The organism is Brachybacterium aquaticum (assembly GCF_014204755.1).
Classification (GTDB): Bacteria; Actinomycetota; Actinomycetes; order Actinomycetales; family Dermabacteraceae; genus Brachybacterium; species Brachybacterium aquaticum.
Genome location: NZ_JACHLZ010000001.1, coordinates 726,396 through 752,751 on the forward strand (window position 1 = coordinate 726,396; position 26,356 = coordinate 752,751).

The window sequence follows — 26,356 nt, forward strand, 5'->3', positions numbered from 1 at the left end:
CCGTGCGTTCCGCTTTTCCCGCGCGCGGCGGACAGGGCTCGGTAACGTGGGCGCGTGACCTCTCAGAACGGACAGCCCGCGCCCCACGGACAGCCCGCCCGGCAGGCCCAGGCCTACCCGCAGGGCCAGACGTACCCGCAGGGCCAGACGTACCCGCGGAACCAGCCCTATCCGCAGAACCAGCCGTACATGCAGGTCGCCCCGCCGCGCAACGGCACCATCGCCTGGGCGCTCGGCTTCCTCGCCTACATCCCGATCCCCTTCCTCGGGCTGATCATCGCGGGAATCACCCAGACCATCGTCGGTCTGAAGCAGCGCAAGCACGGCGGGCTCGCAGCCGAGAACGGGGTGCGCGCCGCGAACTGGGGCCTGACCCAGCTGTGCTGGCCCGTGCTCATGGTGCTCGTCATCGTGACCGGTCTCCTGACGGGCACTCCCTCGCCGACCGGTGAGGGCGTGCTGTTTCACCCCGTCATGGACACGATCGCGATGGGCACGGTCTCGCTCTATCTGGTCGTCGGCCTCCTCGAGGCGATCTACGCGATCGTCGGCACGGTCCAGGCGAGCCGGGGCCGCCGCGTGCTACTGCCCGTGATCCCCTTCCTGCGCACCCCGCGCGGCTGAACGCCAGGGCCACGACGTTCCGGCCGTCACACCTCGCGTCTCATCGGCCGACGCGAATGGCTGTTCATGCAGTCCTGTGTATAGACTTTCTGCATGGCTTCCGAGACCGCCCCGACCACCGGCCCGACCGACACCGACGCGCAGACGCGTCGCCCGCGCGTCGCCGTCGTCGGCGCCTCCGGCTACGCCGGGGGAGAGACCCTGCGCCTGCTGTCCGGCCACCCCGGCGTCGAGGTCGCGACCGTCACCGCGCACTCCAGCGCCGGCAAGCGCCTCTCCGAGGTCGCCCCGCACATCGACCTCGGCCACGACCCGGTGCTGCAGGAGACGAGCGTGGAGACCCTCAGCGGCCACGACGTCGTCGTCCTCGCCCTCCCGCACGGGGAGTCCGGCCGGATCGCCGCGGCACTGCGCGAGGAGTACCCGGACGTGCTCGTGCTCGACCTCGCGGCGGACCACCGCCTCGAGAGCGCCGAGGACTGGGCGGAGTACTACCGCAGCGAGCACTCCGGCACCTGGACCTACGGCATGCCCGAGCTCCCGCTCGCGGACGGCACCCGCCAGCGCGAGCTGCTGCGCACCGCGCGCGAGATCGCGGTGCCCGGCTGCAACGCGACCGCCGTGTCCCTCGCCCTCGCCCCGCTCGTGCGGAAGGGTCTCATCGACCACCAGGTGCTGAACGCCGTGCTGCCGGTCGGCTACTCCGGCGCCGGCCGCAGCGCCAAGCAGCACCTGCTGTTCTCCGAGGCCTCCGGCACCGCCGCGCCCTACGCCGTCGGCGGCTCCCACCGCCACGTCCCCGAGGTGCTGCAGAACCTTCGCCGCGCCAGCGGGCTCACCCGCGAGGACGGACTGCGCCTCACCTTCACGCCCGTGCTGGTCCCGATCAGCCGCGGCATCCTCGCCGTGTGCACCGCCCCGGTCACCGACGGCACCACCACCGAGGACCTGCTGGCCGCGCTGAACGAGGACTACGGCGACGAGCACTTCGTGACCGTCCTGCCCGAGGGGGTCTTCCCCGCCACCGGCGAGGTCACCGGCGCCAACACGATCCGGATCGGCGCGGCCGTGGACCGCCACAGCGGCCAGGCCACCGTCATCTCCGCGATCGACAACCTGGTCAAGGGCACCGCGGGCGCCGCGCTGCAGTCGATGAACCTCGCCCTCGGCCTGCCCGAGACGGTGGGGCTCACCCGCACCGCGCTCGCCCCCTGAGCCGCCCGGCCCCCGCCCGACGGTTCCCGGGCCGCCCGGCTCCCCGCCCACCGGCTCCCGCCCGTCGGCCGCCACTCGCCCACAGCCCTCCCTCCGCACCCCCGAGGAGAACCCCCGTGTCGATCACCCGCCCCCGCGGCTTCCGCGCCGTCGGCCTCGCCGCCGGCATCAAGGCCTCCGGCAAGGAGGACCTCGCCCTGGTCGTCAACGACGGCCCGCGCGACGTCGCCGCCGCCGTGTTCACCACCAACCGCGTCCAGGCCGCGCCCGTGCTCTGGTCCCGCCAGGCCGTCGCCGACGGTCGCGCCCGCGCGGTGGTGCTGAACTCCGGCGGCGCCAACGCCTGCACCGGCCCCGAGGGCTTCCAGGACACCCACCGCACCGCCGAGCACCTCGCCGAGCTGCTCGACGTCGCCGCCCAGGACGTGCTCGTGTGCTCCACGGGCCTGATCGGCGAGCGGCTCCCGATGGAGCCGCTGCTGGCCGGGGTCACCGCCGCGACCCAGCAGCTCGCCGCGAGCGAGGCGGCCGACGCCTCCGCGTCCCGCGCGATCATGACCACCGACTCCGTCCCGAAGACGGCGCAGGTCACCACCGAATCGGGCGTCGTCGTCGGCGGCATCGCCAAGGGCGCGGGCATGCTCGCCCCGCAGCTGGCGACCATGCTGGTCGTGCTCACCACCGACGCGGACGTGGACGCCGAGATCGCGCAGCAGGCGCTGCGCGAGGCGACCCGCACCACCTTCGACCGGGTCGACTCCGATGCGTGCATGTCCACCAACGACACCGTCATCCTCCTGGCCTCCGGCGCGAGCGGCGTGACCCTGCCGGCCCCGGAGCTCGCCGAGGCCGTGCGCGCCGTCAGCGCCGACCTCGCCCGCCAGCTCGTCGCCGACGCCGAGGGCGCCAGCCATGACGTGCACGTCGTGGTCCGCTACGCCAGCAGCGAGGACGCGGCCCTGGCCGTCGCCCGCGAGATCGCCCGCTCCAACCTCGTCAAGGCCGCGATCTTCGGCAACGACCCCAACTGGGGCCGGATCGTCGCGGCGGCCGGCTGCGTCCCCGAGTCCGTGGCGCCCTACGACGTCGCCGACCTCTCCGTCACCGTCAACGGCGTGGAGGTGTGCCGCGGCGGCGGCGCCCACCGCGACCGGTCCGAGGTGGACATGACCCCGCGCGAGACCCTCATCGAGGTCGACCTCGGCGCCGGGGCTGCGACCGCGGACATCTGGACCAACGACCTCACCCACGACTACGTCGAAGAGAACAGCGCGTACTCCTCATGACCGCAGATCCCAAGAACGCAGGCTCCAGCACTGCCGACTCGAAGCCCGCGACCTCCAAGAACCCGCTCACCGAGCTGACGCCCGCCCAGGCCGACGCCCACGCGAAGTCCGAGATCCTCATCGAGGCGCTGCCCTGGATGCAGCGCTTCAAGGACAAGATCGTCGTGGTGAAGTACGGCGGCAACGCCATGATCGACGAGGACCTGCGCCGCGCCTTCGCGGCGGACATGGTCTTCATGCGCCACGCCGGGATCCACGTGGTCGTGGTCCACGGCGGCGGCCCGCAGATCAACGCCATGCTGAACCGCGTCGGCATCGAGTCCGAGTTCCGCGGCGGCCTGCGCGTCACCGATGACGACACCATGGACGTGGTGCGGATGGTCCTGGTCGGCCAGGTCGGGCGAGAGCTCGTGGGCCTGATCAACAGCCACGGCCCCTACGCGATCGGCATGTCCGGCGAGGACGCGCGGCTGTTCGCCGCCCGCCGCCGCGGCGCCGTGGTGGACGGGCAGGACGTCGACCTCGGCAACGTGGGCGCCGTCACCCAGGTGCGGCCCGAGTCGATCCAGGACCTGCTGGACGCCGGCCGGATCCCGGTCGTCTCCTCGATCGCGCCCGAGATCGACGAGGACGGAAAGCCGACGGGAGCGGTGCTGAACATCAACGCCGACCTCGCCGCCGGTGCCCTCGCCGCGGGCCTGGACGCCGAGAAGCTCGTGGTCCTCACCGACATCGAGGGCCTGTACCGCGACTTCCCCGACCGCGGCTCGCTCATCCCGGAGATCTCCGCGAGCGAGCTGCGCGGCATGCTCCCCACGCTCACCGCAGGGATGATCCCCAAGGCCGAGTCGCTGCTGGACGCGGTCGACGCCGGCGTGCGCACCGCCGCCATGATCGACGGCCGCATCGAGCACGCCGTGCTGCTGGAGGTCTTCACCGACAAGGGCGTGGGCACGATGGTCAGGAGGGACGACTATGTCTGAGCAGGACACCACCACGACGGCTCCCACGGGCTCCGTCCTCGCCACCGGCAGCTCCGCCGCGGCCGACGGCGCGAGCCTCATGGACCGCTACTCGCACGCGGCGCTGGGCATCTTCGGCACGCCCCAGCGCGTGCTCGTGCGCGGCGAGGGCGCCCACGTCTGGGACGCCGACGGGAAGGAGTACCTCGACCTCCTCGGCGGGATCGCGGTCAACGCCCTCGGCCACGCCCACCCCGACGTGGTCGCGGCGCTCTCCAAGCAGGCCGGCACCCTCGTGCACGTCTCGAACTTCTTCGCCACCCCCACCCAGATCGAGCTCGCCGAGCGGCTCCTGCAGCTGGCGAAGGCCCCCGAGGGCTCGCGGGTGTTCTTCACCAACTCCGGTGCCGAGTCCAACGAGGCGGCGTTCAAAATCGCCCGCCGCACCGGACGCCCGCGCATCCTGGCGCTCGAGAAGTCCTTCCACGGCCGCACCATGGGCGCGCTCGCGCTCACCCACAAGGAGGCCTACCGCGCCCCCTTCGAGCCGCTTCCCGGCGGGGTCGAGTTCCTGCCGGCCGACGACATCGACGCGCTCGAGAAGGCTCTGTCGACCGACGATGTGGCCGCCCTCGTGCTCGAGCCCATCCAGGGCGAGGCCGGGGTCCTGCCGCTGTCCGAGGAGTACCTCCGCGCCGCCCGCGAGCTCACCGCCGCCCACGGCACCCTGCTGATCCTCGACGAGGTCCAGACCGGAGTGGGGCGCACGGGGGAGTGGTTCGCCCACCAGGCGATCGAGGGCCTCCGGCCGGACGTCATGACCCTTGCCAAGGGCCTCGGCGGCGGCTTCCCGATCGGCGCCGTGCTCACCTTCGGCGAGCACGCCAGCACGCTGCTGAGCCCCGGCCAGCACGGCACCACCTTCGGCGGGAACCCGCTGGGGGCGGCCGTGTCCCTCGCGGTGCTCGGCACGATCGCCGAGGAGGACCTGCTCGGCGCCGCCCGCCGCCTCGGCACGCAGCTCCAGGCCGAGGTCACCGAGCTCGCCGCGACCGACCCCCGCATCGAGGGGATCCGCGGCGCGGGCCTGCTGCAGGGCATCGCGCTGGCCGCACCGCTGGCCCCGCACGTCGTCACCGCCGGCCTCGAGGCCGGGTACATCGTCAACGCCGCGAACCCCACCACGATCCGCCTCGCCCCGCCGCTGATCATCACCGGCGAGCAGCTCTCCGGCTTCGTCGAGGCGCTGCCCGGTCTGCTCGACCGCGCCGAACAGCTCGCCGTCGAGGCGGAGGGCTCCGTCCCGTCGGCCGCGCCCGCCCCGTCGGCCGCGACCGCCCCGTCGGCCGCGCCCGCCCCGTCGGCCCCGACCGCCGCCACCGCTCCCGAGAAGAGGTCCTGAGATGCCCCGTCACTTCCTGCGCGACGACGACCTGAGCTCGGCCGAGCAGAAGGAGGTCCTCGCCCTCGCCCTGCAGCTGGCCGATGACCGCTTCGCCAAGCGCCCCCTCGAGGGGCCGCGCACCGTCGCGATCATGTTCGACAAGGCCTCGACCCGCACCCGCGTGTCCTTCGCGACCGGTGTCGCCGAGCTCGGCGGCAGCCCGCTCGTGATCGACGCGGGCTCCAGCCAGCTGGGCCGCGGCGAGTCCGTCGTGGACACCACCGAGGTGCTCACCCGCATGGTCTCCGCGATCGTGTGGCGCACCTTCGGCCAGGAGCGCATCGAGGAGATGGCCGCCCACGCGACCGTCCCCGTCGTCAACGCCCTGACCGACGAGTTCCATCCCTGCCAGATCCTCGCCGACCTGCAGACCATCGCCCAGCACACCGGGGGACTGGCCGAGGGGGACGCGGCGCTGGCCGGACGCTCCCTCGCCTACCTCGGCGACGGCGCGAACAACATGGCCCACTCCTACCTGCTCGGCGGGGTGACCGCCGGGATGGACGTGCGCGTGGCCTCCCCGGCCTCCCACCGTCCGGACCCCGCGGTCGTCGCCCGCGCCGAGGAGATCGCCGCGACCACCGGCGGCTCGGTGCTCGTCACCGACGATCCGCGCGAGGCCGTCGCTGGCGCCACCGCCGTCATCACCGACACCTGGGTGTCGATGGGGCAGGAGGGCGAGGAGGGCCGCGGCGAGGAGACCTTCGCGCCGTTCCAGGTCACCGCCGAGCTGATGGAGCTCTCCGGCGGAATCTTCCTGCACTGCCTGCCCGCCTACCGCGGCAAGGAGGTGACCGCCGAGGTCATCGACGGTCCCGCCTCCGTGGTGTGGGACGAGGCGGAGAACCGCCTGCACGCCCAGAAGGCGCTGCTGACCTGGCTGCTGGAGCACCCCGACGAGGACACCGCCGCGCACGCCCTCCCCGTCGGCCGAGAGCGCCGATGAGCGAGAGCCGTCGCGCCCTCGCGCAGACCAAGACCTCCCGCCAGCAGCGCATCGTGCAGCTGCTGACCCACCAGGAGGTCTCCTCCCAGTCGCAGCTCGCCCAGCTGCTGACCGCGGAGGGCATCGAGGTCACCCAGGCCACGCTCTCGCGCGACCTGGTCGAGCTGCAGGCGGAGAAGGTGCGCGGCTCCGCCGGGAGCCTCGTCTACCGCCTCCCGCCCGAGGGCGGCACCGCCCGCCCCGCCGGCGCCGAGAACGAGCTGCTCGAGGCGCGCCTGCCGAGGCTCGCCGAGGGACTGCTCGTCTCCGCCGAGGCGAGCGCCAACCTCGTCGTGGTCCGCACCCCGCCCGGAGGTGCGCAGTATCTCGCCTCGGCCCTGGACCGCTCGGTGATGCCGGACGTCCTGGGTACCATCGCCGGTGATGACACCGTGCTGCTGGTCTCCCGGGACCCCGCCGGCGGCGACCGCCTCGCCGAGCGCCTGCTCGACCTCGCGGAGGGCCGACGGGATCCCGCCGAGCCCGACGTGACCGCCCGAGCGGGCGCGCCCGCCGCGCCGGCCCCGTCGGCCGCACAGGGCGCGTCGGCCGCACCCGACGCACCCGCTGCGTCGGCCGAGCCCGCCGACGCGAGCTGACCGGCAGCACCCGACCCGCGGGCCCCCACCCGCACCAGACGTCCCCCAGACCCGGACGCGCACGCCGCGCCCATCCACCCCGAACACAGGAGCAACACCCGTGACCGAAAAGATCGTCCTCGCCTACTCCGGCGGCCTCGACACCTCCGTCGCCATCGGCTGGATCCACGACGCCACCGGCGCCGACGTCATCGCCTGCGCGGTCGACGTGGGCCAGGGCGGCGAGGACCTCGAGGTCATCCGCCAGCGCGCCCTGGACTGCGGCGCCGTCGAGGCCTACGTCGCCGACGCCCGCGACGAGTTCGCCAACGAGTACTGCATGCCCGCCCTCAAGGCGAACGCGCTGTACATGGACGCCTACCCGAACGTCTCGGCGATCTCCCGCCCCGTGATCACCAAGCACCTGGTCAAGGCCGCCAAGAAGTACGGCGCCACCACCGTCGCCCACGGCTGCACCGGCAAGGGCAACGACCAGGTCCGCTTCGAGGTTTCGATCACCTCGCTCGCCCCCGAGCTCAAGTGCATCGCCCCCGTGCGCGACCTCGCGCTGACCCGCGACAAGGCCATCGAGTACGCCGAGCGCAAGGGCCTGCCGATCGCCACCACCAAGCACAACCCCTTCTCGATCGACCAGAACGTGTGGGGCCGCGCCATCGAGACCGGCTTCCTCGAGGACATCTGGAACGAGCCCACCAAGGACGTCTTCAGCTACACCGACGACCCGGCCTTCCCGCCGGTCGCCGACGAGGTCATCATCTCGTTCGAGCAGGGCGTCCCGGTCGCGATCGACGGCCGCAAGGTCACCCCGCTCGAGGCGATCCAGGAGCTCAACCGCCGCGCCGGCGCCCAGGGCATCGGCCGCATCGACATCGTCGAGGACCGCCTCGTGGGCATCAAGTCCCGCGAGGTCTACGAGGCACCGGGCGCGATGACCCTGATCACCGCGCACCAGGAGCTCGAGCGCGTCACCCTCGAGCGCGAGCAGTCCCGCTTCAAGCGCACCGTCGGCGACCGCTGGACCGAGCTGGTCTACGACGGCCAGTGGTTCTCCCCGCTGAAGAAGTCCCTGGACGCCTTCATCGAGGACACCCAGCGCTACGTCTCCGGCGACATCCGCATGACCCTGCACGGCGGCCGCGCCACCGTCACCGGTCGCCGCAGCGAGACCGGCCTGTACGACTTCAACCTTGCCACCTACGACGAGGGCGACACCTTCGACCAGGGCAGCGCCCGCGGCTTCATCGACATCTACGGCCTGGCCGCCAAGCAGGCCGCGGCCCGCGACGTCGCCTTCGGCAACGGCGAGGACCTCGAGGCCGCCTCCAGGGAGACCGCATGAGTCAGGACCCGACCGCGGGCGCCGCGCCCGACGGGACGGCAGCCGACGGGGCCGCCGCGTCGGAGCACGCCGCCCTCTGGGGCGGGCGCTTCGGCTCCGGCCCCGCGGCGGCGCTCGCCGCGCTGTCCGTGTCCACGCACTTCGACTGGCGGCTGGCCCAGTACGACCTGCGCGGCTCGAAGGCGCATGCGAACGTGCTGCACGCCGCCGGGCTGCTCACCGACGACGAGCTCGCCCGGATGCAGGAGGCGCTGGACGCGCTCGCGGCCGACGTCGCCTCCGGCGCGTTCGTCGCCGCGCCCGACGACGAGGACGTGCACACCGCACTCGAGCGCGGCCTGATCGAGCGGGCGGGCGCCGAGCTCGGCGGCAAGCTGCGCGCCGGCCGGTCCCGCAACGACCAGATCGCCACGCTCATCCGCCTGTTCATCCGCGACCAGGCCCGGGCGGTCGGCGACCAGGTCCTGGACCTGGTGGACGTGCTCGTGGCCCGCGCCCGCGAGGTGCACGGCGCGCCCATGCCCGGCCGCACCCACCTCCAGCACGCCCAGCCGCTGCTGCTCAGCCACCACCTTCTGGCGCACGCCTGGCCGCTGCTGCGGGACGTGGAGCGCCTGCGGGACCTCGACGCCCGCGTCGACGTCTCCCCGTACGGCTCGGGGGCGCTGGCCGGCTCGAGCCTGGGCTTGGATCCGCAGGCGGTCGCCCGTGAGCTCGGCTTCACCGACTCGGTGTGGAACTCGATCGACGGGACCGCCTCCCGGGACCTCACCGCGGAGTTCGCCTTCGTGCTGGCCATGATCGGGATCGACCTCTCGCGCCTGGCGGAGGAGGTCATCCTGTGGAACACCAAGGAGTTCTCGTTCATCACCCTGGACGACTCCTACTCCACCGGCTCCTCGATCATGCCGCAGAAGAAGAACCCCGACATCGCCGAGCTCGCCCGCGGCAAGGCCGGGCGCGTGGTCGGCGACCTCGTGGGGCTGCTGACCACGCTGAAGGCACTGCCGCTCGCGTACAACCGCGACCTGCAGGAGGACAAGGAGCCGGTCTTCGACCAGGTCGACTCCCTGAACCTCGTGCTGCCCGCATTCACCGGCATGATGGCCACCCTCACCTTCCACACCGAGCGGATGGCGGAGCTCGCGCCCCAGGGCTTCTCCCTGGCCACCGACATCGCCGACCACCTCGTGCGCCGCGGGGTCCCCTTCCGCAGCGCCCACGAGATCTCCGGCGCGTGCGTGAAGGTCGCCGAGGCCCAGGGCAAGGAGCTGTGGGACCTCACCGACGAGGAGTTCGCCGAGATCTCCGAGCACCTGGACCCCTCGGTCCGCGAGGTGCTCTCGGTCGAGGGCTCCATCGCCTCCCGCGACGCCAAGGGCGGCACCGCCCCGGTGCGCGTCGCCGAGCAGGAGGACGCCGCCGAGGCCGCGATCGCCTCCCTGCGCGGCTTCACCCGCGACCGCTGAGCCGGCAGCCGTCGGCCGACGGGCACAGGCCCGTCGGCCGGCGGCCCACCCGCCCCGTCGGCCGACGGATGGTGGACAATGGCGCACGTGCCCGACCGGGCACCCACCCCGACTCGGAAGGACCCGATCGATGCATTCCGTCCTGGACGACCTCGACTGGCGAGGACTCGTCGTGCAGACCACCGGGCGCGAGGCGCTCGGCAGCGCTCTGGCGGACGGACCGATCAGCCTCTATTGCGGCTTCGACCCCACCGCCTCCTCGCTCCACGTCGGCCACCTCACCCAGGTGCTGACCATGCGCCGCTTCCAGCTCGCCGGGCACAAGCCTTTCGCCCTGGTGGGCGGAGCGACCGGCCTCATCGGCGACCCGCGCATGTCGGGGGAGCGGGTGCTGAACGACGAGAGCGTCGTGGCCGGCTGGGTCGGCTCCCTGCGCGACCAGATCTCCCGCTTCCTCGACCTCGAGGGCGAGTTCGGCGTGCAGATGGTCAACAACCTCGACTGGATCGGGCAGATGGGCGCACTGCAATTCCTGCGCGACATCGGCAAGCACTACCGCATGGGCACGATGCTCGCCAAGGAGACCGTGGCCCGTCGCCTGCAGAGCGACGAGGGGATCAGCTACACCGAGTTCAGCTACCAGGTGCTCCAGGGCATCGACTTCCTCGAGCTGCACCGCCGTCACGGGGTCTCCCTGCAGTACGGGGGCAACGATCAGTGGGGCAACCTGCTCTCCGGCGTGGACCTCATCCACAAGGTCGAGGGGCATGACGTGCATGCCATGACCACGCCCCTGGTCACCAAGGCCGACGGCACGAAGTTCGGCAAGAGCGAGAGCGGGGCCGTGTGGCTCGACCCGGAGCTCACGAGCCCGTACGCCTTCCACCAGTTCTGGCTGAACGCCGCGGACGCGGACGTCGTGAACTACCTGCGGTACTTCACCTTCCGCACCCGGGAGGAGATCGACGAGCTGGCCGAGGCGACGGCCGCCGCCTCGCACGAGCGGGCGGCCCAGAAGGCGCTGGCCGACGACCTGACGACCCTGGTCCACGGGCAGCAGGCCACCGAGCAGGCCAAGGCCGCCGCCGCCGTGCTCTTCGGGCGCGGGGACGTGCGCGCCCTGGACGAGCAGACCGTCGGGGCGATCGCCCGCGAGCTGCCCTTCGCCGAGGTCACCGGCACCACGTCGCTCGTCGACGCGTTCGTGAGTGCCGGCATCGCCCAGTCCAAGGGCGCCGCGCGCCGTGACGCCGAGGGCGGGGGACTCTCCGTGAACGGCGAGAAGGTCTCGGCCGACGACCTCCTGCGGGAGATCGGTGAGCTCGACGCCCTCCCCGGTGGTCATCTCCTGCTGCGGCGCGGCCGGAAGAACGCCGCCATGGTGCGACGCGCCGGCTGACCCCGCGAGGGATCGACGCGCACTCCCGTACGTCATTCACCGCCGTACGGCGCGCACCGCGAGACGACCCGCACCTCCTACCACGCACCGGAGGGAGCATCCGCACCGGAGCCCCGCCCCCGACCTCTGTCGGGTGCGGGGCTCCTCGCCGTCCGGAGCCAGGGGAGGGCCGGCTACCGGGATCGTGCGGGATTGGTCGCCGGGATCGTGCGGGATCGATGGGGCTCTCAGACCGACGGAGGACTCGCGGATAGTGGCTCCCGCGACCGATTGTCAAGCCGACGATAAGGGTTGGTGAGGCCCCTCTCAGACGTGGGTCACAACCGGGTGAACGAGCGCTTTCCGGAGGCCAGAAAAGCCCGACTGACCTGCAGAAACGGTGTTCCTCGAAGATGAACGGGGGCTGAATCGAGCGGCTTGACGGCCCCCTCGGCGACCCGTAATGTCTTCCCTTGTCAGCAGCGAGGACGCAGACGCGAAGGGCCGAGAGCCTCCCCCGGGAGGAGCGAGGAACGGGGCGTCGAGGAGTCGCTGAGGATGCGCTCGATCGGGAGACCGGACGAGCGGCCGTGAGACCAGGTCACGGACGGATCGCGCAGCGATCCGGATGAGACCGGGAACACACGGAGCGGAGTTGGACCGGGCCGCGAAGAACTGCTAGAGTAGTGACTCGCGCCGGGACGACGAAGCGAAAAGTAGTCGTCGGACGGGACCTCCCGCCGGCACAGAGCCTCCGACTCGACCCGCAGCGGCGGGATGATGACGATGTGCGCGTGTTGCTTGATATCTCAATAGTGTGTCTGTTTATCGATGCCATTATTTTTGAATGGCAAATCATAACGGATGATACAGCAGTTTAATGCTGGTTGTTTGTTTATTTTGTCAGGTTATAGTTTTTCATGATTTTCATGGAGAGTTTGATCCTGGCTCAGGACGAACGCTGGCGGCGTGCTTAACACATGCAAGTCGAACGATGACGGTGGTGCTTGCACTACCTGATTAGTGGCGAACGGGTGAGTAACACGTGAGTAACCTGCCCCTCACTTCGGGATAACCTCGGGAAATCGTGGCTAATACCGGATATTAGTGTGCACCGCATGGTGCGTGTTGGAAAGATTTATCGGTGGGGGATGGACTCGCGGCCTATCAGTTTGTTGGTGAGGTAATGGCTCACCAAGACGATGACGGGTAGCCGGCCTGAGAGGGCGACCGGCCACACTGGGACTGAGACACGGCCCAGACTCCTACGGGAGGCAGCAGTGGGGAATATTGCACAATGGGCGAAAGCCTGATGCAGCGACGCCGCGTGGGGGATGACGGCCTTCGGGTTGTAAACCCCTTTCAGTAGGGAAGAAGCGAAAGTGACGGTACCTGCAGAAGAAGCGCCGGCTAACTACGTGCCAGCAGCCGCGGTAATACGTAGGGCGCAAGCGTTGTCCGGAATTATTGGGCGTAAAGAGCTTGTAGGTGGCTTGTCGCGTCTGCCGTGAAAACCCGAGGCTCAACTTCGGGCGTGCGGTGGGTACGGGCAGGCTAGAGTGTGGTAGGGGAGACTGGAACTCCTGGTGTAGCGGTGAAATGCGCAGATATCAGGAAGAACACCGATGGCGAAGGCAGGTCTCTGGGCCATTACTGACACTGAGAAGCGAAAGCATGGGTAGCGAACAGGATTAGATACCCTGGTAGTCCATGCCGTAAACGTTGGGCACTAGGTGTGGGGGACATTCCACGTTTTCCGCGCCGTAGCTAACGCATTAAGTGCCCCGCCTGGGGAGTACGGCCGCAAGGCTAAAACTCAAAGGAATTGACGGGGGCCCGCACAAGCGGCGGAGCATGCTGATTAATTCGATGCAACGCGAAGAACCTTACCAAGGCTTGACATGCACCGGACGACTCCAGAGATGGGGTTTTCTTCGGACTGGTGCACAGGTGGTGCATGGTTGTCGTCAGCTCGTGTCGTGAGATGTTGGGTTAAGTCCCGCAACGAGCGCAACCCTCGTTCTATGTTGCCAGCACGTCATGGTGGGGACTCATAGGAGACTGCCGGGGTCAACTCGGAGGAAGGTGGGGACGACGTCAAATCATCATGCCCCTTATGTCTTGGGCTTCAAGCATGCTACAATGGTCGGTACAATGGGTTGCGATACTGTGAGGTGGAGCGAATCCCAAAAAGCCGGCCTCAGTTCGGATTGGGGTCTGCAACTCGACCCCATGAAGTCGGAGTCGCTAGTAATCGCAGATCAGCAACGCTGCGGTGAATACGTTCCCGGGCCTTGTACACACCGCCCGTCAAGTCACGAAAGTCGGTAACACCCGAAGCCAGTGGCCCATCCTCGTGAGGGAGCTGTCGAAGGTGGGATCGGTGATTGGGACTAAGTCGTAACAAGGTAGCCGTACCGGAAGGTGCGGCTGGATCACCTCCTTTCTAAGGAGCATCACCAATTATGGTGGCCATCGTCGTCCGCGAGTGTCGGGCGGGTGGTTGCTCAGGGTGGAACATCGATGAATAGGCACTTCATCCGAGATCGGACGAGCTAGTACTTCCCAGTAGGGAATGGAACGCGAGACTGGTTGAGGGTTTGAGGTGGAGGCACGCTATTGGGTTGTGAGGCTGCACGCAGCCCCGGAACTTTCGGGTTTTGGGGTGTGTGGCTGGTCCTCCCTCATTTCTGAGCACTTTGTGTGTGAGGTTGTGGGTGTGGGGTTGTTTTTTGAGAACTGTATAGTGGACGCGAGCATCTTGTAAGCAATTTTTATATGCAAAGAGTGTCTTTGTGTTGCCGTAAGTTTTAAAGGGCGCACGGTGGATGCCTTGGCACAAGGAGCCGACGAAGGACGTGTGAGTCTGCGTTAAGCCTCGGGGAGTTGACAACTAAGCTGTGATCCGAGGATGTCCGAATGGGGAAACCCACCAGGGGTCATGCCCTGGTACCCGCTGCTGAATGTATAGGCAGTGTGGAGGGAACGCGGGGAAGTGAAACATCTCAGTACCCGCAGGAAGAGAAAACAAATAGTGATTCCGTGAGTAGTGGCGAGCGAAAGCGGAAGAGGCTAAACCTGGTCTGTGTGATACCCGGCAGGGGTTGCAGGCTTGGGGTTGTGGGACGTGTCTGGATCGTCTGCCGGCGGTCCGACGTGTACGTGTAGTGGTAGTCGAAGTCGTGGTGAGTGCGACGGCGTAGAGGGTGTGACCCCCGTAGACGAAACTGCTGCATGGCGTGACGCTGTTCCCGAGTAGCACCGGGCCCGTGAAATCCGGTGTGAATCTGCCAGGACCACCTGGTAAGCCTGAATACTACCTTGTGACCGATAGCGGACAAGTACCGTGAGGGAAAGGTGAAAAGCACCCCGGGAGGGGAGTGAAATAGTACCTGAAACCGTGCGCTTACAATCCGTCGGAGCCTTGAGGGGTGACGGCGTGCCTTTTGAAGAATGAGCCTGCGAGTTAGTGGTCGGTGGCGAGGTTAACCCGTGTGGGGTAGCCGTAGCGAAAGCGAGTCTGAACGGGGCGTTCAGTCGCCGGCTCTAGACCCGAAGCGAAGTGATCTATCCATGGGCAGTGTGAAGCGCGGGTAAGACCGCGTGGAGGCGCGAACCCACTTCAGTTGAAAATGGAGGGGATGACCTGTGGATAGGGGTGAAAGGCCAATCAAACTTCGTGATAGCTGGTTCTCCCCGAAATGCATTTAGGTGCAGCGTTGCGTGTTTCGTGCCGGAGGTAGAGCACTGGATAGGCGATGGGCCCCACCGGGTTACTGACCTTAGCCAAACTCCGAATGCCGGTACGTGAGAGCGCAGCAGTGAGACTGTGGGGGATAAGCTTCATAGTCGAGAGGGAAACAGCCCAGAACATCAGCTAAGGCCCCTAAGCGTGTGCTAAGTGGAAAAGGATGTGGAGTTGCTGAGACAACCAGGAGGTTGGCTTAGAAGCAGCCACCCTTGAAAGAGTGCGTAATAGCTCACTGGTCAAGTGATTCTGCGCCGACAATTTAGCGGGGCTCAAGCACACCGCCGAAGCTGTGTCATTTCAGCATTTGCTGGGATGGGTAGGGGAGCGTCGTGCAGCCGGTGAAGCCGCGGGGGAACCCAGTGGTGGAGGCTGTACGAGTGAGAATGCAGGCATGAGTAGCGAAAGACGGGTGAGAAACCCGTCCGCCGATTGATCAAGGGTTCCAGGGCCAGGTTTATCCGCCCTGGGTTAGTCGGGACCTAAGGCGAGGCCGACAGGCGTAGTCGATGGACATCGGGTTGATATTCCCGAACCGATCGTAGGAGGACCCATACCGAGGCGTCTGATGCTAACCACCCGAGCTTTCCCCATACCCTTCGGGGTGTGGAGGTTGGTGAGGCTGGGAACCAAGGTCGTAGTAGGTCAGCGCGAGGGATGACGCAGAGAGGTAGCTTCCGCGGACTTAATGGAATAGTCCGTCTAAGCGTGCAGCCCGTTCCCGGGTAATGCTGGGAACATTGAGGGTCAGACGTGATGGGGATCCCGTATGGGCGTAGGTGAGTGATCCTGTACTGCCAAGAAAAGTTCCGGCGTGACGAATACGGTCGCCCGTACCCTAAACCGACTCAGGTGATCAGGTAGAGAATACCAAGGCGTTCGAGAGAATCGTGGTTAAGGAACTCGGCAAAATGCCCCCGTAACTTCGGGAGAAGGGGGGCCCGACCTGTGAGAGCGGGAAGGGCCGCAGAGACCAGGGAGAAGCGACTGTTTACTAAAAACACAGGTCCGTGCGAAGTCGTAAGACGCTGTATACGGACTGACGCCTGCCCGGTGCTGGAAGGTTAAGAGGACCGGTTAGAGCCCTTTGGGTTCGAAGCTGAGAATTTAAGCCCCAGTAAACGGCGGTGGTAACTATAACCATCCTAAGGTAGCGAAATTCCTTGTCGGGTAAGTTCCGACCTGCACGAATGGCGTAACGACTTCTCCACTGTCTCAACCGCGAACTCGGCGAAATTGCATTACGAGTAAAGATGCTCGTTACGCGCAGCAGGACGGAAAGACCCCGGGACCTTTACTATAGTTTGATATTGGTGTTCGGGACGGCTTGTGTAGGATAGGTGGGAGACTGGGAAGCATTCACGCCAGTGAGTGTGGAGTCGTTGTTGAAATACCACTCTGGTCGTTCTGGATTCCTAACCTCGGTCCGTGATCCGGATCAGGGACAGTGTCTGATGGGTAGTTTAACTGGGGCGGTTGCCTCCCAAAAAGTAACGGAGGCGCTCAAAGGTTCCCTCAGCCTGGTTGGCAATCAGGTGTTGAGTGTAAGTGCACAAGGGAGCTTGACTGCGAGACAGACATGTCGGGCAGGTGCGAAAGCAGGAACTAGTGATCCGGCACCTCATTGTGGAATGGGTGTCGCTCAACGGATAAAAGGTACCCCGGGGATAACAGGCTGATCTTGCCCAAGAGCTCATATCGACGGCATGGTTTGGCACCTCGATGTCGGCTCGTCGCATCCTGGGGCTGGAGTTGGTCCCAAGGGTTAGGCTGTTCGCCTATTAAAGCGGTACGCGAGCTGGGTTTAGAACGTCGTGAGACAGTTCGGTCCCTATCCGCTGCGCGCGTTGGATATTTGAGAAGTCCTGTCCCTAGTACGAGAGGACCGGGATGGACTGACCTCTGGTGTGCCAGTTGTTCTGCCAAGGGCATGGCTGGTTGGCTACGTCGGGAAGGGATAACCGCTGAAAGCATCTAAGCGGGAAGCCTGCTTCGAGATGAGATATCCTTGCACCCTTGAGGTGTGTGAGGCCCCCAGTAGATGACTGGGTTGATAGGCCAGATGTGGAAGCACAGTAATGTGTGGAGCTGACTGGTACTAATGGCCGATGACTTACAACAACTCATCTTTTTGTGTTGTTGCTGCTTGTGTTCGCGTCCACTGTGCGGTTCTCGAGAAACAACCCCAGCATCACGTCAGTGTGGTGTGTGGGCTGGTTGTGTCTCAAAGAGTTACGGCGGTCATAGCGTCGAGGAAACGCCCGGTTCCATTCCGAACCCGGAAGCTAAGCTCGATCGCGCCGATGGTACTGCACTCGGGAGGGTGTGGGAGAGTAGGTCGCCGCCGGACATCTTCACTGGGAGTGGAGGAGTGCTTGAACCCCTGAAATGGGTGTTCGCCTCCTCCACTCCCTTTTTTCATGCCTGATTTCTGACGGATCGACGGGGCTGCGTTCAGGGGCAGCGTTCACCGGATCACCTCTGGGACCCACAAGGCGGTCAGTCCCGCAGTGCCCCGGTAGACTTCGGAATCGTGCCGCCCGCACCGGGGCGACGCCGGCGCCTGCGCCGCGCGGCTCTCCCAGGAGGAGCGCACCTCACGCATGGCGGGCCGCTCTGCGGCGTCCCGCCCCGACGACCAGGAGAGTCATGCCGTCCACGCTGCCGGGCGTCCCCGACATCGACGACGAGCTCGCGACTAGCATCGTCGAGCGCCTCGGCACCATCGAGGGCCGGCTGCGCGACTCCGTCGCGACCTCCGACGACATGGTCCGCTGGACTGCCCGCCACCTCATGGATGCCGGCGGCAAGCGCGTGCGCCCCATGCTGGTGCTGCTCGCCGCCTCCCTCGGTGACATCGACGCCGAGGGCGTCGTGGACGCCGCGGTGCTCGTCGAGCTGACGCACCTCGCCAGTCTCTACCACGACGACGTCATGGACTCCGCGCCGACCAGGCGCGGCACCGAGAGTGCCCACTCCTTGTGGGGAAACAACGTCGCGATCCTGACCGGTGACTTCCTCTTCGCCCGTGCGAGCGCGCTCAGCGCCAGCATCAGCGTCGACGCGGTGCGTCTGCACTCGGAGACGTTCGAGCGGCTCTGCCTCGGTCAGCTGCACGAGACCGTTGGCCCCACCGAGTCCGACGACCGCTTCGAGCACTACATCTCCGTCCTGTCGGACAAGACGGCCTCCCTCCTCGCCCTCGCCGGTGAGCTCGGTGCCTCTCTGTCGGGCGCGCCCGAGGGCACTGCCGACATCATGCGCCGCTACGGGGAGAAGGTCGGCGTGGCCTTCCAGCTCGCCGACGACGTCCTCGACCTCGAGAGCGACGCCGCGACGAGCGGCAAGACCCCCGGCATCGACCTGCGCGAGGGCGTGCCCACCATGCCCACCCTCCTCGTGCGCCGCCGTGCGGCCGAGGAGAAGGACGAGCGGAGCCTCGACATCGTGCGCCGTCTCGAGGGGGACCTCTCCGACGACGACGTCCTCGCCGAGGTCGTCGAGCTGCTCCGTGCAGATCCTGCGCTGGAAGAGACGCGGGCCCTCGCACAGCGCACCGCCGACGAAGCGGTCGCGGTGCTCGAGGAGCTCCCCGCCGGCTCCGTGAGGGACGCCCTCATCGGGTTCACCCGCTCCCTGGTGCAGCGCCGACGCTGAACGCCTTCTCGGGAGGCGACGGTCCATCGGCGCCCGCAGCGTCGGTGCGCCGGTATCCGTCGAGATGAACGTGCGGTGACATCCTCCCGGGCAAGAGGCCCGTGAACTGCGGCGTCACCATTGCGTGACCCGCGACTCGTGGTGACGCGCGCGACGGGACGGTACCCTGACACGTGTCGCGCACGCGGCCGGATCGACCTCGGGGGTCATCCCCGTCCGGGATGCAGCAGGTCCACCAGCGCGAGCGCGAAGAAGCTGCTCGACACCCCGGGGGTACCACTATGTCTGTCCCGTCCCGACCGAAGCGACGCCGACGCAGTCGCGCCACGGTCGTCACGACGGCCGTGCTCTCCGTGGTCGCGCTCGTCCTGACGGGCTTCGCCGTGAACTACGAGGGCCTGGACTCCTCGGACATCGACGTCTCCAACGGCGGCGTCTGGGTGAGCAGCGCCGAGGATTCGATGATTGGCCGCCTCAACGTCGACGCCGGGGAGCTGGACGCACGCCTGTCCTCCACGGGCCAGGACCTCGACATCATCCAGTCCGGGTACCACGTCTTCGAGACCGGCCCCCGCGGCATGACTCCGATCAACACCGCGTCGATCACCCGCAACGGCCTGGTCGAGCTGCCGCCGGACTCCCGCGTCGCCATCGGTGGTGACCGTGTCGCGATCGCGTCCCCGGACGGCAAGGTCTGGGTCCTCTCCCCGGAGGAGGCCGCCGCATTCAGCCCCTCCGCGGTGGAGCCGAACGTCGAGACGGGCAACGGCATCGCCCCCATCGCCGTGAGCCCGACCGGCACCGTCTTCGTCCTCGAGGACAGCTCGCTGCACACCCTCAGGCGCCAGGTGGACAGCCGCAAAACCACCGTCGATCGGACGGTCGAGATCGCGGGCCTGTCCACCGACGACGAGCAGGTGCAGCTCACCGCCGTCGGCGACTCTCCGGTGATCCTGGACCGGGAGAACCGCATGCTGCGGCTCGGCACCGACGGCAGGGACTACCCGCTGGAGGAGTACGGGATCTCCACCCTCGAAGGCGCCCAGGTGCAGCAGTCCGGCCCGTCCTCGGACAGGGTCGTCCTCGCCACCGCCGACACGATGTTGCTGGTGCCCCTCGACGGCGGCACCGCGCAGACCATCGCCGCCGAGGGCACCGGCACCCAGATCGCCCAGCCGGCGCAGGTCCAGGGTTGCGCCTACGGTGCCTGGTCCGGGTCGATGAAGTTCGTGCGGGCCTGCGAGGGGCAGGACCCGGTCGTCGGCACCATCCCGCAGGCGGATCCCGCCTCGGACCTCACCCTGCGTCAGAACCGCGACCTCGTGGTCCTCAACGACCAGGAGTTCGGGCTGTCCTGGGAGATCATGGACTCGATGGAGGTCGTCGACGCCTGGAAGATCATGCAGGAGATCCAGACCGACGACTCCGAGACCGAGGAGGAGGAGACCCTCACCACCACGATCGAGAACCTGGCGGTCGAACGGAGCGAGAAGAACCGTCCTCCCGTGGCCAACGACGACACGTTCGGCGTGCGCCCCGGCGCGAGCGTCGTGCTGCCGGTGACCCGCAACGACGTGGACCCCGACGGGGACGTGCTCACCGTGCGCGTCCAGGGCGACCAGCCGGGCATCGGCCGGGTCACCCCGATCCGCGGCGGCACCCAGCTGCAGGTCGAGGTCGACGAGGACGCCGCCACCAACGCCGCGTTCACCTATGTCACCGACGACGGACGCGGCGGCACCGACACCGCCACCGTTACCCTCGAGGTCCGCGGCGAGATCGAGAACAGCGCGCCGCAGGCCGCGCAGGGCGGCATGACCAAGGTGCTGGTCCGCTCCGGCCAGGAGGTCAGCTTCAACCTCCTCCCGTATTGGGAGGACCCCGACGGGGACGCCTTCTACCTCGCCAACGCGACCGTCGAGCCCGAGGACCTCGTCACCTTCCGTCCCGACGGGCAGGTGACCTTTAACGACGCGGGCCTGTCGCCCGGGACGAAGCAGGTCACCCTCACCTTCCGCGACGAGTTCGGGGAGACGGGGGAGGGGACCATCGAGGTCGAGTCCGTCACCGAGACCGATCTCGCGCCGATCACCACCGCTGACCACGTCAGCATCGTCGCGGGCCGCAACACGACGCTGAAGCCTCTGGCCAACGACCTGAACCCCAACGGCGGCAGCCTCGAGCTCATCAGCGTCGGCGCGGTCGAAGGCCTCGAGGTCGATCCCATCCTCGAATCGGGGACCGTGAACGTCGTCGGCGCCGCGGCGGGGACCTACTACCTCGAGTACACCGTCGGCGCGAGCGGGTCCAGCAGCACCTCCCTCGGCCTGATGCGCGTGGACGTCGTCGAGCCGAACGCCCAGAATCTCGAGCCGGTCGCCGTGGACGACATGGGCAACGTCACCACCGGCGCCGACACCCTCGTGGACCCGCTCGAGAACGACGTGGACCCCACCGGCGGTGTGCTCGTCGTGAACTCCCTCGTGGTGCCCGCGAACACCGGACTGAAGGCCACGGTCGTCGACCATCACCTGGTGCGCGTCGAGGCGGAGCCCGGCGCGACCGTCTCGCAGGAGCCGGTCCCGATCACCTACGAGGTCTCCAACTCCGCCGGCACCTCCACCGGCACCATCCGAATGATGGTCGTCAGCACCGACACCCAGTTCGCAACCCCGGAGGCCGTCCCCGACCGCGCAGTCGTGCGCGCCGGTGACATGGTGAACATCGACGTCACCGCCAACGACATCTCGCCCACCGGCTCCGAGCTCCACCTCGGCCAAGGCATGAACACCGATCGCTCCGAGGCGCTCGGCCATGCCGAGCCGAACCAGGACTACCTGCGCTTCCGCGCGAACGACGACGCCTCGGGCGAGGCCGTCGTGCGGTACAAGGTCGTCGACGAGACCGGACGCACCGGTGCCGCTCTCGCGCACATCACGATCATCCCGAGGGACGCCGCGAACAACCCGCCGCGACCCGAGAACCTCACCGGCCGCGCCGTCGCCGGCACCCCGGTGCGCATCCCGGTGAGCACCACCGGCATCGACCCCGACGGCGACTCGGTGATGCTCACCGGCATCACCAGCCCGATGCCCACCCTCGGCGAGGTCGTCAGCGCCAACGGCGAGTGGATCGAGTACCTGCCCTATGAGGGCTCCGTCGGCACCGACCGCTTCCGCTATCAGATGATGGACCGCGACGGTGCGATCGGCACCGCGGAGGTCCTCGTCGGCATCTCCGCACCCACCGACCGCAATCAGGCGCCTTTCGCCGTCGCCGACACCATCGAGGTGCGTCCCGACCGCGAGGTGCAGATCCCGGTCCTCACCAACGACACCGACCCCGAGGGCGACCCGCTCGCCGTCGTGCGCGAGGACGTCGAGGCGATGACCGAGATCGAGGTCGTCCCACCGGCCGGCGACGCCGAGGACGGCTTCGTCACCGTCACCACCTCCGCCGAGGAGGGCACCCACACCGTGCTCTACGCGGCGACCGACGGTCAGCTCAAGAGCAGCGCCTCCGCCACCGTGAAGGTCGCGGAGAACGCGCCGCCGCGCGCACCCGTCGCCCGCGACGACTTCGTCGCGATCGAGGACGTCCTCGACCCGGAGGCGGAGTACATCGACGTCGACGTGCTCGCCAACGACACCGACCCCGACGGCAGCACCAATGACCTCCAGGTCACCCTCAACGGCTCTTTCGACGGGGCGCAGCTCACCGGCGACCGGGTCCTTCGCATCACCCCGCAGGAGGAGCAGCAGCGCATCCGCTACATCATCCGGGACCAGGACGACCTCACGTCTGCCGGGTACGTGTGGGTGCCGGGCACCGCCAAGCAGGCGCCCGTGTGGGTAGGGGAGACCCTCCAGGTCCAGGCCGGCGCCGAGGTCGAGATCGACCTCGCCGACTCGGCCAATGTGCGCGTGCGCCCCGGCGGCCAGCCCGCGAAGATCACCGACACCTCCAAGGTGTCCTCCACCCACGGCGACGGCAGCGACCTGGTCCGCAACGAGACCACCCTCGTGTACCGCCCGGCCGCCGACTACTCCGGCGCCGACACCGTCACGGTCGAGGTCACGGACGGCGAGGTGGGCGACACCAGCGCCGCGGTCGCGACGCTCGCCATCCCCGTCGAGGTGGCGGCCGAGGACACCAACCTCCCGCCGACGCTGCAGGGCGCGCTGCTCCAGGTCGAGCAGGGCGCTCCGCAAGCGAGCCTCGACCTCTCCGTCGGCGCCGAGGACCCCGAGGGCGACGAGCTGACCTACGCGCTCGGCACCTTCGACGCCCCCGCAGAGATCGACGTGTCCCTGGACGACTCGATCCTGCTGGCGAGCGCGACCACCCAGGCGACCAAGGGACAGATCATCGACGTGCCCGTCACAGTCACCGACGGCACCAACGACCCGGTCCCTGCCTCCGTGCAGCTCACGGTCGTCGGCTCGCAGCGCCCGCTGCTCACCACCGTCCGCGACGACGCGGTGATCAACGCGGGCGAGTCGCAGGCGATCCCGGTGCTCGAGAACGACTCCAACCCCTTCCCGGGCGGGAACCGCGAGCTGACCGACGCCTCGCTCATCTCGGGCGAGGGGAGCATCGAGCTCCAGGGCGACAACGTCGTGGTCACCCCCGCCGCGGACTACAAGGGCATCCTCACGGCCCAGTACGGGGTCCTGGACGACACCGGCGACCCCGACCGCAAGGTGACCGGCGAGATCCGGGTCGAGGTGCGCGGCTATCCCGATCCGCCGTCCGCTCCGCGCATCGGTGAGATCGGCGACGGCTTCGTGGAGCTGACCTTCAACGCCGGGAACGACAACGGCGCCCCCATCACCGGGTACACGGTCTCCGCCGCCTCCGGCGGCGCCGTCTCCCAGCAGTGCGCCTCGACCTCCTGCATCATCACCGGGCTCACCAACGACACCGAGTACACCTTCCAGGTGGTGGCGACCAACGAGGTCGGCGACTCCGAGCCGTCGGCCCCGTCGGCCGCCGCCCGGCCCGACGTGCGCCCGAAGCGCCCCGGCGCCCCACAGGCCGAGCGCGGCGACCAGCAGCTGACCGTCGCGTGGAGCGCTCCGGTCAACCGCGGCTCGGCGATCCAGAGCTACCTCGTGCAGATGCAGGACACCGCCGGTCAGGGAATCAGCACGCAGGAGGTCGCCGGCGGCTCGACCCAGACCGTGTTCTCGGGCCTGACCAACGGCCGCGACTACCGTTTCCGCGTGCAGGCCTCGAACCTGGCCGACGAGCCCTCGGAGTGGTCGGACTGGTCCGTGGCGGAGCATCCCGCCGGCGTGCCCAAGGCGCCCAGCGGCACCGCCACGGCCGAGCGCATCAACGACCCGGTCGGCGGCGGCATCACCGTCACCTGGCCCGCGATGACCGCTGAGGAGGCCAACGGCGAGCCGATCACCCAGTACATCGTCACCGCCTCCTCGGGAGCGAGCCAGACCCTCGACGCGGGCACCCGCTCGACGACCTTCCGCGGGCTGGACGCGGACATCGAGCACACCTTCACCTACACCGGCGTGAACTCGGTGGGTCGGGGCACCGGCTCCTCGCGCCCCTCGAACGCCGTGACCCCGTGGGCCGAGCCCTCTGCGCCGACCGGCGTGACAGCCTCGATGCCCGACGAGGGCACCGGCAGCGGCCCCAACGGGCGGGCGAACGTCAGCTGGAACGCCGCGAACGGCAACGGCACCTCCGTCACGAAGTATGTGGTGCGCTGGAACGGCGGATCGAAGACGGTGAATGCTCCGGCCACCTCGGTCGCCGTCGACGGTCTGCGCAACGGCACCTCCTACCGGTTCACCGTCGAGGCCCGCAACGGCTTCGAGGCCGACGGCGGCGTCAGCAGGCAGTCCGATCCGTCCAACGCCGTCACCCCGTACACGAAACCTGCGAATCCGTCGATCGCGAGCTCGAACGCGACCTGCGCGGATGCGAACGGCTGCCCCGTCACCCTGCGCGCCTCCGCACCCGGCGGCGACGGCGGGGCCGGCGGCAAGACCCTCCAGGTCCGCATCGACGGCGGCAGCTGGCAGGACTCCGGCACCTCGTTCAGCCGGACCCTCCAGGCGAAGTCCGGGGCGACGCACCGGATCGAGGCCCGCGTGAAGAACGGCAAGGGCCTGGTCAGCGGCACCGTCACGGAGACGCGCAGGGCGCAGACCTACACGCCCCCTCCGCCTCCGCCGCCGCCCACGACGCAGCCGCCCACGACGCAGCCGCCGACCACGCAGCCGCCGACGACGCGGCCGCCGACCACTCAGCCGCCGACGACGCCGCCTCCCGCGCCGTCCTCGAACGCCGTCTTCGGTGCACAGGCGAACAACGACGTCTGCCAGTCGAACTACTGCCGAGTCGTGGACATCCGCGTCTCCAACCTCGAGCCGGGGATGACGTACGACATGTCGGTCTACACGAACGCCTCGCCGGCTTTCGCCGGTGGTCCGTGGACGGTGAACGGCTCCACGACCATCAAGATCACGGCCGACGGAAGCGGCAACTACTCCACCTCCGGAGCGGGCTACCGATTCCTGTACGGGTACCCGGAGAACACCTTCACCGTGTCGATCAAGGGCAAGGCCGCGGGCACCCACTCCTACCCGTGACCGGCCTCCCCACCCGTCTCCTCCTCACCCAGAAAGCAGATCCCGCCCCATGAGCATGACCCCCGAACAGGCCCGCTGGTTCGCCGAGACCTTCGACAAGCTCGTCCAGAGCGTCGGGCAGGCCGTCCTCGGCAAGAACGAGGTGGTCCGTCTGGTGCTGACCGCGATGATGGCGCCCGGGCACGTGCTGCTCGAGGACGCGCCCGGCACCGGCAAGACCTCGCTGGCCCGTTCGATCGCGGCGACCGTGCAGGGCACGAGCACCCGCATCCAGTTCACCCCGGACCTGCTGCCCTCGGACGTCACGGGCGTGACGATCTACGACCAGAACACGAAGTCCTTCGAGTTCCACAAGGGCCCGGTCTTCGCCAACGTCGTCCTCGCGGACGAGATCAACCGCGCCTCGCCCAAGACCCAGTCCGCCATGCTCGAGGTGATGGAGGAGGGGCGGGTCACCGTCGACGGCGTCACCCACGAGGTGGGCAACCCGTTCATGGTGATCGCGACCCAGAACCCGATCGAGCAGGCCGGCACCTACCGGCTCCCGGAGGCGCAGCTGGACCGCTTCCTGATGAAGACCTCCATCGGCTACCCCGACCACGCCTCCGCCGTGCAGATCCTCCAGGGCTCCGCGCTGCGCGACCGGTCCAAGCAGCTCACCCCGCGCATCTCCCTCCAGGCCGTCAACGACATGACCCAGCTCGCCTCCACCGTGCACGTGGACCCTGCGGTGCTGGAGTACGTCTCGCGTCTGATGGAGGAGACCCGTCTGGCCCCCGAGGTGCGGGTCGGCGTGTCCATCCGCGGCGCCCTCGCGCTCATGCGCGCGGTCAAGGTGTGGGCCGCCGTCAACGGCCGCCACTACGTCATCCCGGACGACGTCAAGGCACTGGTCGAGCCGGTGTGGCTGCACCGCTTCGTGCTCGACCCCGAGGCCGAGTTCGCGGGCACCACCGCGAAGTCCGTGATGACCAAGATCCTCAGCGAGGTGGCGCCTCCGCAGGCGCGCCAGCAGTCGGCATGAGCGTGAGGG

Annotated in this window: 12 protein-coding genes, 3 rRNA genes and 1 pseudogene; all 16 read left to right on the plus strand. The window is 68.3% G+C overall.

Going from position 1 to position 26,356, the window contains the following annotated elements:
• Window positions 1-54 precede the first annotated feature (54 nt).
• The 16 genes and pseudogenes from HNR70_RS03250 to HNR70_RS03325 all read left to right on the plus strand — a co-directional run bounded on the left by HNR70_RS03250 (window position 55) and on the right by HNR70_RS03325 (window position 26,347).
• Window positions 55-624, plus strand: coding sequence for a magnetosome magnetite crystal formation protein family (locus tag HNR70_RS03250; protein ID WP_312857548.1), 570 nt, complete (start codon window positions 55-57; stop codon window positions 622-624).
• A gap of 93 nt (window positions 625-717) precedes the next feature.
• Window positions 718-1,839: an N-acetyl-gamma-glutamyl-phosphate reductase gene (gene argC, locus HNR70_RS03255; RefSeq protein ID WP_184324394.1), complete on the plus strand. Its 1,122-nt coding sequence runs from the start codon at window positions 718-720 to the stop codon at window positions 1,837-1,839.
• Between the two features lie 116 nt (window positions 1,840-1,955).
• The gene (gene argJ / locus HNR70_RS03260; RefSeq protein WP_184324395.1) at window positions 1,956-3,125 is read left to right on the plus strand and encodes a bifunctional glutamate N-acetyltransferase/amino-acid acetyltransferase ArgJ; all 1,170 of its coding nucleotides are present in this window, start codon (window positions 1,956-1,958) and stop codon (window positions 3,123-3,125) included.
• Entirely contained in the window at window positions 3,122-4,108 is a 987-nt protein-coding gene (gene argB, locus HNR70_RS03265; RefSeq protein ID WP_221421084.1) for an acetylglutamate kinase, read from the plus strand. The genes argJ and argB overlap by 4 nt, the downstream gene beginning before the upstream one ends.
• On the plus strand, window positions 4,101-5,489 hold the full coding sequence (locus HNR70_RS03270) for an acetylornithine transaminase (protein ID WP_184324396.1): 1,389 nt from the start codon (window positions 4,101-4,103) through the stop codon (window positions 5,487-5,489). The genes argB and HNR70_RS03270 overlap by 8 nt, the downstream gene beginning before the upstream one ends.
• Window position 5,490: 1 nt before the next feature.
• On the plus strand, window positions 5,491-6,477 hold the full coding sequence (gene argF, locus HNR70_RS03275) for an ornithine carbamoyltransferase (protein WP_184324397.1): 987 nt from the start codon (window positions 5,491-5,493) through the stop codon (window positions 6,475-6,477).
• Window positions 6,474-6,977, plus strand: a pseudogene (locus HNR70_RS03280) (arginine repressor); the annotation flags it as partial. The gene argF and the pseudogene HNR70_RS03280, both read left to right, overlap by 4 nt.
• 238 nt (window positions 6,978-7,215) lie before the next feature.
• Entirely contained in the window at window positions 7,216-8,454 is a 1,239-nt protein-coding gene (locus HNR70_RS03285; protein WP_184324398.1) for an argininosuccinate synthase, read from the plus strand.
• Entirely contained in the window at window positions 8,451-9,923 is a 1,473-nt protein-coding gene (gene argH / locus HNR70_RS03290; protein WP_184324399.1) for an argininosuccinate lyase, read from the plus strand. Before HNR70_RS03285 ends, argH begins: the two co-directional genes overlap by 4 nt.
• 130 nt (window positions 9,924-10,053) lie before the next feature.
• Window positions 10,054-11,322 (plus strand): tyrosine--tRNA ligase, encoded by a 1,269-nt coding sequence (tyrS, locus tag HNR70_RS03295; protein ID WP_184324400.1) that lies wholly within the window; start codon window positions 10,054-10,056, stop codon window positions 11,320-11,322.
• A gap of 905 nt (window positions 11,323-12,227) precedes the next feature.
• Window positions 12,228-13,747 (plus strand): 16S ribosomal RNA (locus HNR70_RS03300).
• A 355-nt stretch (window positions 13,748-14,102) separates the two neighbouring features.
• Window positions 14,103-17,170 (plus strand): 23S ribosomal RNA (locus HNR70_RS03305).
• A 112-nt stretch (window positions 17,171-17,282) separates the two neighbouring features.
• Window positions 17,283-17,399: ribosomal RNA gene (gene rrf / locus HNR70_RS03310) — 5S ribosomal RNA — on the plus strand.
• Together the 16S, 23S and 5S rRNA genes form the textbook arrangement of a ribosomal RNA operon.
• A gap of 299 nt (window positions 17,400-17,698) precedes the next feature.
• Window positions 17,699-18,706: a polyprenyl synthetase family protein gene (locus tag HNR70_RS03315; RefSeq protein WP_184324401.1), complete on the plus strand. Its 1,008-nt coding sequence runs from the start codon at window positions 17,699-17,701 to the stop codon at window positions 18,704-18,706.
• Window positions 18,707-19,050: 344 nt separating this feature from the next.
• Entirely contained in the window at window positions 19,051-25,323 is a 6,273-nt protein-coding gene (locus HNR70_RS03320) for an Ig-like domain-containing protein (protein ID WP_312857549.1), read from the plus strand.
• 49 nt (window positions 25,324-25,372) lie between these two features.
• A complete protein-coding gene (locus HNR70_RS03325) occupies window positions 25,373-26,347 on the plus strand; it encodes an AAA family ATPase (RefSeq protein WP_184324403.1) in 975 nt (324 codons plus the stop codon).
• The last annotated feature ends 9 nt before the right edge of the window (window positions 26,348-26,356 follow it).

Bases quoted from the DNA above. Each gene is read 5' to 3' on its own strand.
- HNR70_RS03270 (WP_184324396.1), top strand. From the start codon at position 4,101: ATGTCTGAGCAGGACACCACCACGACGGCTCCCACGGGCTCCGTCCTC.
- HNR70_RS03315 (WP_184324401.1), top strand. From the start codon at position 17,699: ATGCCGTCCACGCTGCCGGGCGTCCCCGACATCGACGACGAGCTCGCG.
- HNR70_RS03325 (WP_184324403.1), top strand. From the start codon at position 25,373: ATGAGCATGACCCCCGAACAGGCCCGCTGGTTCGCCGAGACCTTCGAC.
- argC (WP_184324394.1), top strand. From the start codon at position 718: ATGGCTTCCGAGACCGCCCCGACCACCGGCCCGACCGACACCGACGCG.
- argF (WP_184324397.1), top strand. From the start codon at position 5,491: ATGCCCCGTCACTTCCTGCGCGACGACGACCTGAGCTCGGCCGAGCAG.
- tyrS (WP_184324400.1), top strand. From the start codon at position 10,054: ATGCATTCCGTCCTGGACGACCTCGACTGGCGAGGACTCGTCGTGCAG.
- argH (WP_184324399.1), top strand. From the start codon at position 8,451: ATGAGTCAGGACCCGACCGCGGGCGCCGCGCCCGACGGGACGGCAGCC.
- argB (WP_221421084.1), top strand. From the start codon at position 3,122: ATGACCGCAGATCCCAAGAACGCAGGCTCCAGCACTGCCGACTCGAAG.